This is a genomic window from Protofrankia sp. CiP3, from assembly GCF_917627345.1.
In the GTDB taxonomy this organism is placed as follows: Bacteria; Actinomycetota; Actinomycetes; order Frankiales; family Frankiaceae; genus Protofrankia.
The window spans coordinates 181,416-191,714 of sequence record NZ_CAKJTM010000001.1 but is presented as its reverse complement, the minus strand read 5'-3'; the positions used below and the strand labels follow the sequence as shown (position 1 = coordinate 191,714).

The following is a 10,299-nucleotide window of genomic DNA, read 5'->3' as shown; positions in this document are numbered from 1 at the left end:
CATCCGCCCGTTGGCGATGCGGACAGTCAACCTGGTCACCGGGGAGACGGAAACCGTCCCGGTGCCCTGCGGGGCCACCCTGGCATCGAAGTGCCCGCCGTGTGCGGAACGGGCGCGGAAACTGCGGATGGCGCAGTGCAAGGCCGGCTGGCATCTCGACGACGAACCGCTCCCCGACCCCGACCCGCCCGGCGAGGACGCGAAGACCCTGGTCCAGCTCCGGGCGGATCTCGAAGCCGTCCGCACTGACGCCACGGACAGTCACGACGTCGGGCAGGTCGCCGAGGTCGACGATCTGATCTCGCAGGTAGACGATGCGTTGAACGATCTCGGTGTGCGGGGAAAGACCGCGCCGGACAACCGGGACCGGCCCCGGCGCACCCGGTCCACCCGGCGACGTCAGGATGCCCCGGACCTGCCCCGGCTGCCGGTGGACCGGCGCACGGTCGGGCGGACGTTCACCGGATCGGACGGGACGGTGTGGCGGCCGTCGATGTTCCTCACCCTGACCTGCGACTCGTACGGGAAGGTGCACTCCGATGGCACCCCGGTGGACCCAGCCTCGTATGACTACCGGCGGGCGGCCCGCGACGCCATCCATTTCCCGAAGCTGGTGGATCGGTTCTGGCAGAACCTGCGCCGGGCCGTGGGGTACGACGTCCAGTACTTCGCCTGCCTGGAACCCCAACGGCGCTTGGCGCCGCTCTGCATGCGGCGATGCGCGGCACGATCCCGCGGGTGCTGCTGCGCCAGGTGGCGGCGGCGACGTATCACCAGGTGTGGTGGCCCGCCTGTGCCCAGCCGGTCTACAGCCCCGACCGGCTGCCAGTGTGGGACGACGAAGCGGGCGGCTACACCGACCCGGACACCGGCGCGGCCCTGCCGACCTGGGAGGAGGCCCTGGACGCGATCGGCGAGGATGCCGAACCCACCCATGTCGTCCGGTTCGGGGTGCAGGTCCGCGCGGACGGGGTGACCGCGAACAGCGCGAACACCGGCCGGTTGATCGGCTACCTGACCAAATATCTGACCAAAAGCTTGGATACCTGCCACGGCATCACCACTGACGCGCAGCGGGCGCACGTCGACCGGCTCGCCGACGCCCTGCGCTACGAGCCGTGCACGCCGACGTGTGCGAACTGGCTGCGCTACGGCGTCCAGCCGAAAAACCCGAAGGCCGGGCTGCTGCCGGGACGCTGCAAGGGTAAGGCCCACCGGCGGGAAACCCTCGGTTTCGGCGGCCGCCGCGTGCTCGTCTCCCGGAAATGGTCCGGTAAGACCCTCACCGATCATCGGGAAGATCGTAAGAGCTGGATCCGGGAACAACTCGCGGTCCTCGGCCACACCGGCGACGAGGCACGTGGCGGTCAGGGCGCCACGCCCGACCGGGTGATCTGGCAGCTGCTCCGGCCAGGTGATCCAGCCACCCCGCATCGTGAACATCTCCTCCTGCGCGCGGTCGCGGACCGCCACCACTGGCGCACCCAACTGGACGCGGCCCGTGCGGCGCGCGGCGATCCCGGCCCGGTTTCGGCAACCCACCCCGGCATGCCCCGGGCGGCCTGACGTCTCGATTCAACGATCATCGGAGGGAGGAACTGTGCACACGCTTCTTCTCACCCCGGCCGAAGCGGCGGCTGAGCTGCGGGTGAGTCGCGCGAAGCTCTATCAGTTGATGAAGGCGGGGCTGATCGATTCTGTGGTGATCGACCGGTCGCGGCGGATACCGCGGGCGGCGCTCACCGCCTACGTCGATCGGCCGCGCGGGCTGGAACAGCAGGATGCGGCGTGAACGGCGGTCAGATGGCCGGGTCACGGGGTGGGCGGTGCTCGGCAATCCAGCGTTCCACGTCGTCGGCTCGCCAGATCTTTCCGGCTTTGATCTCGTCGAGTGGTTCGGGGAATGACGGGTCAGTGGTGACGATCTGGTGGACTCGGACGCGGCTCACACCGAGACGGGCGGCGATCTCTGCCGTGCCCATGAGTCGTTCCCGCATCATTCCCGAAGCGTACTTGACAGTCGCTAAGCCGTCATAGACACTCAACGGGACTTAGCAATTGCTAAGTAAGGCGGTCCCGCCGGGAGCTCTCACCCTCCACGACGGGACCTCGATCCACACCCCTTCTCGTACAAGGAGCGCAGACCGTGACCCCTATCATTCCGCCCGACCTCGACCCACCACGCGACCCCTCGGATGGACAGCCGTTCGTCCGCCTCGACACCCCCGGCCACGGCTACTACGAGATGACCGTCAAACCCGGCGCCGACCCCTTCGACCTCGCCCGGACCGCCGTCAGGATCCCCACCGACGCGGTCTTCGTCGAAGCCCTCGGGGACGTCGACGTCGTGTTGGTGTTCCGCGCGATCCCCGGCACGGCGTTTCCGGCAACCCGCCCACCACACCGGGGTCCGGCTGGTGGCTGGGTGCCCGACATCGCCCCGTACCGCAGGGTTCCCGCGCAGACCCGGCCGTCCTGACCGGTAGTCGCGGTCCTTCGCTCCTCCCCCATTTTTCTTCCGTTCCTCTGGTAAGCGCCTGACCTGCCGGGGGGCCGGACGGGTCCAGGGTCGGCGTAGCCGATCACGCAGTGACGCGGTAGCGCCCTGGATGCGGCCGGTTTCCCGGCAGACCCTTTCGCGCCCAGAGAAGACGGGATATCTCGCCCAAAGAATCGGCAGAAGGAGCGGATTCTACATGCCCCCGCGCCCGACCCGTCGCCTTGTCCCAGCCGCACGCGAGGAGCTACTCACGCTCGACCAGCTGTGCGACGAACTCAAGATCTCCCGCTCCACCTTCTATGACTGGCGGGCGAAGAGGCGCGCTCCTCGCTGCCTCACACTTCCGAACGGCCAGCTCCGGATCAGGCGAAGCGATCTGTCCGCGTGGCTCGATGGCCGCGAGGAGGCCGCGTGAACCCCCGACGTGCGGGAAGCGGCCAGCCGGGCAGGATCGACCGCCCGACAACCTACGACGTCCGTATCTGGAACGTCCGGAAAGTCGCGGGAAAACGCGGGACCACATATGAAGTGCGCTGGTCGGTTGCGGGCAAAGCTCGTTCCCGGAGTTTCAAGACGGCCGCTCTCGCGGACAGCTTCCGTTCCGGCCTGGTCAGCGCGACCCGTCGTGGCGAACCCTTCGACGTCGCCGATGGGATTCCGGTCAGCATGCTCGATCTCGGCAAGGATGAGCAGACCTGGTACGGCCATGCCCGCGCATTCACCGAGATGAAATGGCGCGGGCTCGCGCCGAACTCCCGCCGGTCCGTCGCGGACACCCTCGCGACCGTCACGCCCGCCTTCCTCAGCACCCGGCAGGGCGCACCCGACCCGCGGGTCCTCCGCGATGCCCTGTACGGCTGGGCATTCAACATCACGCGGTCGACCGACGGAGACGACGCTCCATCGGACGATGTGGCCACCGCCCTTTGCTGGGTCGAACGGTCCACCGTGCCGATCTCGGCGCTGGCGGATCCGACCTATGCCCGCGCGGCACTCGATGCCCTGGCGGTGAAGCTCGACGGGTCACCGGCCGCGGCGAACACGATCGCCCGCAAACGGGCAGTGCTGTTCAGCATGGTGGAGTACGCCATCGAGCTGGGGCATCTCGACGTCAACCCGCTGACCCGTATCCAGTGGACCGCGCCGAAGGTCGGCGAGACGGTCGATCGCCGGGTGGTCGTGAACCCCGCTCAGGCGCGGGCGCTGCTCGACTCGGTCGGCGGGATCTCCCGGCCGCTGGTCGGCTTCTTTGCCTGCATGTACTACGCGGGAATGCGACCCGCCGAGGTGAACACGCTCCGCGAGCCCGATCTCGACCTTCCCGCCAACGGCGGCTGGGGGACACTGACACTCGCGAACTCCGCTCCGACGGTGGGCGGCCAGTGGACCGACAGCGGCGAGCGGGAGACGCGCCAGCTCAAGCACAGAGCGAAGGACGAGACGCGGCCGGTGCCCTGCGCTCCACACCTTGTCCGGATCCTGCGGGATCACCTAGCCGAGTTCGGCACCGCCCCGGACGGCCGGCTGTTCCGCGGTGCTCAGGGTGGCCCCGTCCCGGACAGCCGGTACGGCGACGTCTGGCGTGCCGCGCGCGCGAAGGCTCTCACTCCCGCACAGCTGGCCTCGCCACTCGCCCGCCGGCCGTACGATCTACGTCACGCTGCGGTGTCGACCTGGCTGAACGCGGGCGTCCCCGCGACCCAGGTCGCCGAGTGGGCCGGGCACAGCGTCCACGTCCTGCTCAAGGTCTACGCGAAGTGCCTCGCCGGCCAGGACCAGGCCGCCCGCGACCGCATCGACACCGTCCTGAACCCTGGGGACACCTCTTGATCGTCCCCACATATTCCCCACAGACGGCCGTAGATGACCACTCACGGCCGGGCACAGCCGGACAGCCGCGAGCCACAAAAAGATCACAAAAAGAAGATCCAAAATAGCCATGGCCTGCGGATTCAGGTCAAAGGTGCTGGTCAGAGCGGAGGGCGTGGGATTCGAACCCACGAAGAGGATCGCTCCCCTTAGCGGTTTTCAAGACCGCCGCCATCGGCCACTAGGCGAGCCCTCCTGACCTGCGGAAACGCTGTCAGGCTACGTCCGGCTCGCCGGGGTCTGCCTGCCATGTACCCGCCATGTGCTGTCCCAGGATCTCACAGCCCGCTCAGGAACTGTCGGCCGCATCGTCAGCCCGCTCCGGCCGGGCAACAGGGGACGCGGCGTCGCGAGGTTGGGGCACACACCTCGCTTCGTCGAACCGTCCGCGGGCACGCTCCGGGAAACAAACGAGTCCACCGTCATCGAGTTCCACGGCTTCGGTCGGTCGGTCGGCGGAGCGAGCCCAGCCCAGCGGCCCGGCCGGGCGGCAACGGCTGCCGGTGCCGCTGCCGCAGCAGGACCGCGGGGTGATGTCGGGTCAGGCGGGTGTGCCGCCGCGCTGCCGCGCCCGCCGGATGGCGCCGAGAGCCACGTCAAACGTGAGGAAGGCCAGCAGGGTCACGCCGAGGACGGGCAGTGCCCAACCGACGACAGCGGTGAGCACGACCCCAACGACGAGCGCCGGTCGCGGCAACCCACGCCAGGTCCCGCGTGCCGGCGCCGGACCGACGAGCGCCCGCCGTTCATCACGGACGGGCCGCCGCTGCCACCACATCCGATAACCCCAAATGATCACACACAGCAGGCCAACCGCCAGAGATGCGAGGAGCAGCTGGTTGGCCAGGCCGAACAGCAGGCCCATGTGCGCGGCGACCCCGAGCTTGGTGAGTTTCGCGAGCAACGGGTAGTCAGCCCAGTCAGCCCGGGAGGTGATCCGGCCATCGGCGGGATCGACCGCGACCTGGCTGAGCCGCACCGGCCACAGCTTGTCGGTCTGGGCAACGCTCCAGGCCGCGCCCGGCTTGGCGGGCAGGTCGATCTCAACCGGTCCGTCCAGCCCGGCCCCACGCGCCGCGGTGAGGACCCGGTCGACCTGCCCGGTGACACCAGCTTCGCCGATGTCGGTCACCGAACCGGCATCAGCCATCCCCGTAGCGGGCATCGCGTGGCCCGCATGGGGCGAGGCTGCTACGGGTGCGGGGTCGGGGACGGGCAGTGCCGTGTCGAGTTCCGGAGCGTGCGCGTGCAGCGCGTCCAACACCGAGCTGAAGTGCGCGCCGGCATACCGCGACCAGGTCAGGCCGGTAGCAGAAAGAAACAGCAGGCCAACCACAAGCCACACTCCGACGCTGCCGTGCCAGGCCATCGTGCGGCGTCGGCCCCGCGCGCCCAGGTCGGGCAGCAGCACCCGCCGCACCCGCCGGGAGTTACGCCATCTGAGCACCCACAGAATCAGGCCACCACTGGCCACCACCCACAACCAGCTTGCCGCCACCTCGGAGTACTGCCTCCCGAACGCGCCGAGGTGCAGGTTGCGGTGCAGGTCATCGAGCCATGTGGTCAGCGGGGTACTCCCCCACCAGGTGGTCAGTGCTCCCTGCGCGTGACCGGTGTACGGGTCGACGTAGACGGTGCGCTGCTTCTCTCCGAGGCCGGGCACGTCGAGCACGACGCGGGTGGTCCGGTCGGCGGCGTCAGCGGGCAGGACGGCCGACACGGTCCCCTCCGGATGGACGGCCCGAGCCGCCGCGACCTGCTCGGTGAGCGGACGCGGATTCGCCCCGACCCGATCGACATACAGCTCGTCCGCGTAGACCAAAGCGTCGAGCTGCGGGGTGAGGGTGTAAGCGAGCCCGGTGAGCGCGGCCATCACCAGGAACGGCGCAACCAGCACGCCCGCGTAGAAGTGCAGCCGTACCAGCAGCCGGCGCGTCCCGCCGACCGCTCGCGACGCCGCGGCAGCGGGTCCTTCGCCCGTACCGGTGCCGGTACCAGCACCAGCCGCCGGTGCCGGCGCCGGGATGGGAGAAACAGGATGAACCGAAGGAGTGGCAGGCTCGTCCGGGGACAGCCCGAGATGATCGACAGTGGTCATATGTGTCTCCAGGACAGCGGAACAGAAGGAAGCCACGAGGGCATACGGCGACCGCATCCCACCCGCGAAGATCAGAATTGGGCGCGCTGAGACGACGGCCGGCAACGGTCGGCGACAGGCCCGACCAGCTATCGAAAAGCGCCAGCACGAGGGCGCGGGACAAGCTGGTCAGGGTGCTGTAAAGGCCTGTTGTGAATCGTGGATTCGGCCGGCGAGTCGCGTTCAGGTGGTTTCTGGCAAGACGGGAGCCCGCACCGATACCGGATGGGTCCTATCGGTGTGGCCAGCAACGAAGCCAGGCGCCAGCTGGACGTGGATTACCCGAAAAAAGATCCAAAACAGGTGCTGAAAACGGGTGGCCCCCGGCGGATGACCACATGGAGGAGCAGGGCAGGACGTGGCACCCGCCGCATCCACCAAACGAGCGGGATCAGGTCGGCGACGCGCGGGCGGGCAGGCCCAACATGGCGTCGCAGCAGCCGGCGGGCGACCCGGCGCGCGACTGTCGCGGCACCCCGCGCCGCCTGCCACAACAGCCGTTCCCCGACCGCGAGCCAGCAGGCGAGGACAACCGCGGCCAGCAGATGCGCGATGGCCATCGCAGGCCCGCCGGGCAACAGGTCCACACCCGGCACCGCGCCCTGTGACACCATGTCGCCCGCGTGGGTGATGGCGGTCACGCCACCAGAGCCGCCGCTTGCGGCACCGCCCACGGGAACGTTCGTGATACCGGCGGGTTCGGTGACCGCAAAGGCGACATGCAGGCCCGCCTGCACACCGACCACCACGGCGGCGAGCCGCCGGACGGACATCCGCCCCCTGGCCGCTCCCCAGCAGACCCGAGCCGTCACCAGCGTCCCGAGCCCCATGACCGACAGCGGCGGCAACCGGCCGCACGCCGCGCCGTGCCCGGCAACCGCCAGCAGGACAGCCAGGACCGCCACCGCCGCAGCGCGTACGCCCCGGCCGACAGGTGTCGCGGCCCAGTTCACAAACCCAGACCTTAGAACGACCGGCAACAGGGGACGCGGCGTCGCGGGGCTGGGGCACGCGCCTCGCGGCATCGCTCCCCAGCCATCGCCGCGTGATGCACGGGCACTCCGGCTCGTCGGTCGACGCCCACCACCTCCGATGGCTCCCTCCGCCGCCTCACGATCCATCCACCCGGACGCCGCTCCCTGATCGAATGACGACTTCCGAAACACGCCGCAAACATGACGGCTGAAACATAACGACGGGTTCGGCCGGGTTCAGCCGGGATCGGCTGTGCCGGTGTGGTCACAGCCATCGTCGGTTCCGGAAGACCATGAACAGCGTGACGCAGACGGCGAGCATGAGCGCCATCGCGAACGGATAGCCGTACGCCCAGCGCAGTTCCGGCATGCCGTCGAAGTTCATCCCGTACACAGTGCCGACCAGCGTCGGAGCGAACAGGATCGCAGCCCATGCGGAGATCTTTTTGACTTCCTCGTTCTGTTCCAGGCTCGCCTCTGTCAAAATTTTCATTTCCTCGTTCTGCCGCTGCCCGACCAGGGCGGCGTTCACCGTGAGGATGTTCTGCAACAGCTGGCGGAAGCCCTCGATCCGCTCCACCACCTGGACAACATGATCGGAAACATCGCGCAGGTACTGTTGCAGCTCGGCGTCCACGCCGTACTTGACGAACCCGGCCGCCAACGCCTCCAGCATCCCGAGCAACGGCTTGGTGGCCCGCTGGAACTCGATGACCTCCCGAGACAGCTCGTAGATGCGCCGGCTCACCGCGGGCTCCCCGCGGAACACCTCGGTCTCGATCTCGTCGATGTCGTTCTCCAGCCCCGCCACCACCGGCGCGTAGTCGTCCACGACCCGGTCGAGAATCGCGTACAGCACCGCCTCCGGTCCCCTGGCGAGCAGCCCTGGATCGGACTCCATCCGCTGCCGGACCCTCGGTAGCTCCGGGGCATCACCGTGACGCACGGTAATTACAAAATCGTCTCCAATGAAGACATGCAGCTCGGAGAACTCGACCTCCTCCCGCATGTCGTTGTAGCGCGCCGCCCGCAGCACCACGAAGAGGGTTTTCCCGTACCGCTCCAGCTTCGGTCGCTGGTGCGCCTGCACGGCATCCTCGACCGCGAGCTCATGCAGGTCGAACTCGCTCGCGATCGAGGCGATCTCCCGCTGATCCGGGCGGACCAGGCCGATCCATGCGAGGTCCTGCTTGTGTTCGTCATGGCGCTCACGCAGCAGTTGGTAGGTCTCACCGAGCGAGTTCGGTTGCGCGAAACGCCGGCCCTCGGTGTAGAACGCGTTCTCCATCACGGTCATCACGCCAGCTCCTCGAGGGGCTTGAGGGCCGCGCCCGTAGGCAGCATGGTGCCGGAGCACTCGTTGATCCAGCGCGCCTACCGAAGCAACCCATGAGTCGGGCCCAGGCTCCAGTCCACCCGCCTTGCCGAGTCCGCTGCGTTCGCGTCCGGCGGTGAAATCCTCGTATCTGAAGGGGCCGGGCTCAGGCGGCGGGGGTCGCCGAGCCAGCCCAGGACAGACGCGGACTATGGCCGGGACTCATCCCGCCACCTCCTCTCACGATCGGGCGCCCGTAGGCACAGTTCAGTTCACACGCACAGGCAGTGATCGCACGAAGCGAGCCCGTTCAGAACCGGACCACGTGCGGAACACCCCTCCTCGTCAGAGCTTTGGCACTGCACGGCGTAATCCCAACCAGGAAGCCACCTGGGCCCACCCCTTAGCTCGGGGAGAGCTGTCCTGACCCGGGGCGTCTCTCGACGTTCGGGGTCAGTGGCCTGTGTCCGTGCAGACGCCTCACCGAACGAGGTGCCGCACCGCAAGCCTGCCGCCCAACGCGGGGAGCTGTCAAACCGCCATCCGGTGACGTATGCTTCTCAGCGTACCGTTGACAACGCTTTTCATACCAAAAGTGCCGATTTTGCTACTTAAAGTAAGAATGCTCGGCAATAGAGGCGATGACGCAAGGCGCGTGCCCCAGCCCCGCGATAACCCCGCGATGCCGCGTCCCCTGTTGCCGCTTGCTCCACGTTTCTCGGCCATCAAACGGCCAGGTTCGCACGCGGGTCGATCAGTGGCCCGAGATGGAGCCGGAACAGGCTAGTAGCCTACCTGTATGTCTAATTTTGATCGTGCAACTGATTCGCCGATCCTCGCGCACGGTATCCAGCCCTACGTCGTAGCCCACAGCTCACCGCCGGATGAGCTTCTCACCGAGCTCGCCGAGGAGACACGGCGGCGGTTCAGCGAGGTCTCCCACATGCGGATCGGAGCCGAACTCGGCACGCTGCTGACTATTCTGACGGCCAGCACGGGCACACGCAGAGCGATCGAAATCGGCACGTTCACCGGATACTCCTCGATATGTATCGCCCGTGGCCTGCCCGCGGACGGGCAGTTGCTCTGCTGCGACACGAGCGAGGAATGGACCTCGCTCGCGCGTGCGTACTGGACACGCTCCGGCCTCGACGACCGGATCGAACTGCGGCTCGGCCCGGCCGCGGCCACCATCGCCGCGCTGCCCGCCGAGCCCACCTACGGCATCGCCTTCGTCGATGCGGACAAGACCTCCTACCAGACCTACTTCGACCTGCTGGTTCCCCGGATGCGCACGGGTGGGCTGATCGTCGCCGACAACGTACTGCAACGCGGCAACGTCCTGGATGAGACGAACCAGCAGGCGAACGTCCAGGCGATCCGGGCATTCAACCAGGCGGTGACCACCGATGATCGTGTTCAGGCCGTGCTGCTGGCGGTCTCGGACGGCCTGACGATCGCCCGGAAACTCTGACCGTCCACAAACGCCGTTTAGAGCGACCGG

Annotated in this window: 9 protein-coding genes, 1 tRNA gene, 1 pseudogene and 1 riboswitch; of the genes and pseudogenes, 6 read left to right on the top strand and 5 right to left on the bottom strand. The window is 68.1% G+C overall.

What is annotated here, in order from left to right:
* Both MJ797_RS00815 and MJ797_RS00810 read left to right on the top strand, forming a co-directional pair.
* A pseudogene (locus MJ797_RS00815) lies at positions 1-1,566 on the top strand (replication initiator); the annotation flags it as partial.
* Between the two features lie 34 nt (positions 1,567-1,600).
* The gene (locus tag MJ797_RS00810) at positions 1,601-1,792 is read left to right on the top strand and encodes a helix-turn-helix domain-containing protein (RefSeq protein WP_239330149.1); all 192 of its coding nucleotides are present in this window, start codon (positions 1,601-1,603) and stop codon (positions 1,790-1,792) included.
* 7 nt (positions 1,793-1,799) lie between these two features.
* On the opposite strand, the gene MJ797_RS00805 is transcribed toward MJ797_RS00810, so the two are convergent.
* Complete coding sequence (locus MJ797_RS00805; protein WP_239330146.1) at positions 1,800-1,982, bottom strand: AlpA family transcriptional regulator; 183 nt, start codon at positions 1,980-1,982, stop codon at positions 1,800-1,802.
* A gap of 164 nt (positions 1,983-2,146) precedes the next feature.
* Between MJ797_RS00805 and MJ797_RS00800 the strand changes: the two genes are divergently transcribed.
* The 3 genes from MJ797_RS00800 (at position 2,147) to MJ797_RS00790 (ending at position 4,330) form a co-directional block, all read left to right on the top strand.
* Complete coding sequence (locus MJ797_RS00800; protein ID WP_239330143.1) at positions 2,147-2,479, top strand: hypothetical protein; 333 nt, start codon at positions 2,147-2,149, stop codon at positions 2,477-2,479.
* A gap of 217 nt (positions 2,480-2,696) precedes the next feature.
* Positions 2,697-2,915, top strand: coding sequence for an AlpA family transcriptional regulator (locus tag MJ797_RS00795; protein ID WP_239330141.1), 219 nt, complete (start codon positions 2,697-2,699; stop codon positions 2,913-2,915).
* A complete protein-coding gene (locus tag MJ797_RS00790; protein WP_239330122.1) occupies positions 2,912-4,330 on the top strand; it encodes a tyrosine-type recombinase/integrase in 1,419 nt (472 codons plus the stop codon). The genes MJ797_RS00795 and MJ797_RS00790 overlap by 4 nt, the downstream gene beginning before the upstream one ends.
* Before the next feature lie 146 nt (positions 4,331-4,476).
* On the opposite strand, the gene MJ797_RS00785 is transcribed toward MJ797_RS00790, so the two are convergent.
* The 4 genes from MJ797_RS00785 to corA all read right to left on the bottom strand — a co-directional run bounded on the left by MJ797_RS00785 (position 4,477) and on the right by corA (position 8,777).
* A tRNA-Ser gene (locus tag MJ797_RS00785) sits at positions 4,477-4,565 on the bottom strand.
* A 345-nt stretch (positions 4,566-4,910) separates the two neighbouring features.
* Positions 4,911-6,467, bottom strand: a complete 1,557-nt coding sequence (locus tag MJ797_RS00780) for a PepSY domain-containing protein (RefSeq protein WP_239330101.1) — start codon at positions 6,465-6,467, stop codon at positions 4,911-4,913.
* Between the two features lie 317 nt (positions 6,468-6,784).
* Positions 6,785-7,459, bottom strand: a complete 675-nt coding sequence (locus MJ797_RS00775) for a hypothetical protein (protein WP_239330084.1) — start codon at positions 7,457-7,459, stop codon at positions 6,785-6,787.
* Between the two features lie 286 nt (positions 7,460-7,745).
* The gene (gene corA / locus MJ797_RS00770) at positions 7,746-8,777 is read right to left on the bottom strand and encodes a magnesium/cobalt transporter CorA (protein WP_239330067.1); all 1,032 of its coding nucleotides are present in this window, start codon (positions 8,775-8,777) and stop codon (positions 7,746-7,748) included.
* A 349-nt stretch (positions 8,778-9,126) separates the two neighbouring features.
* A riboswitch (M-box (ykoK) riboswitch) is annotated at positions 9,127-9,294 on the bottom strand.
* Between the two features lie 300 nt (positions 9,295-9,594).
* Here corA and MJ797_RS00765 point away from each other — a divergent pair.
* Complete coding sequence (locus tag MJ797_RS00765) at positions 9,595-10,269, top strand: O-methyltransferase (RefSeq protein ID WP_239330048.1); 675 nt, start codon at positions 9,595-9,597, stop codon at positions 10,267-10,269.
* Positions 10,270-10,299: the final 30 nt, after the last annotated feature.

What these genes read in the sequence shown, in the direction of transcription:
- MJ797_RS00805 (WP_239330146.1), bottom strand. Translation starts at nt 1,982, where the DNA reads ATGGGCACGGCAGAGATCGCCGCCCGTCTCGGTGTGAGCCGCGTCCGA.
- MJ797_RS00795 (WP_239330141.1), top strand. Translation starts at nt 2,697, where the DNA reads ATGCCCCCGCGCCCGACCCGTCGCCTTGTCCCAGCCGCACGCGAGGAG.
- MJ797_RS00780 (WP_239330101.1), bottom strand. Translation starts at nt 6,467, where the DNA reads ATGACCACTGTCGATCATCTCGGGCTGTCCCCGGACGAGCCTGCCACT.
- corA (WP_239330067.1), bottom strand. Translation starts at nt 8,777, where the DNA reads ATGACCGTGATGGAGAACGCGTTCTACACCGAGGGCCGGCGTTTCGCG.
- MJ797_RS00765 (WP_239330048.1), top strand. Translation starts at nt 9,595, where the DNA reads ATGTCTAATTTTGATCGTGCAACTGATTCGCCGATCCTCGCGCACGGT.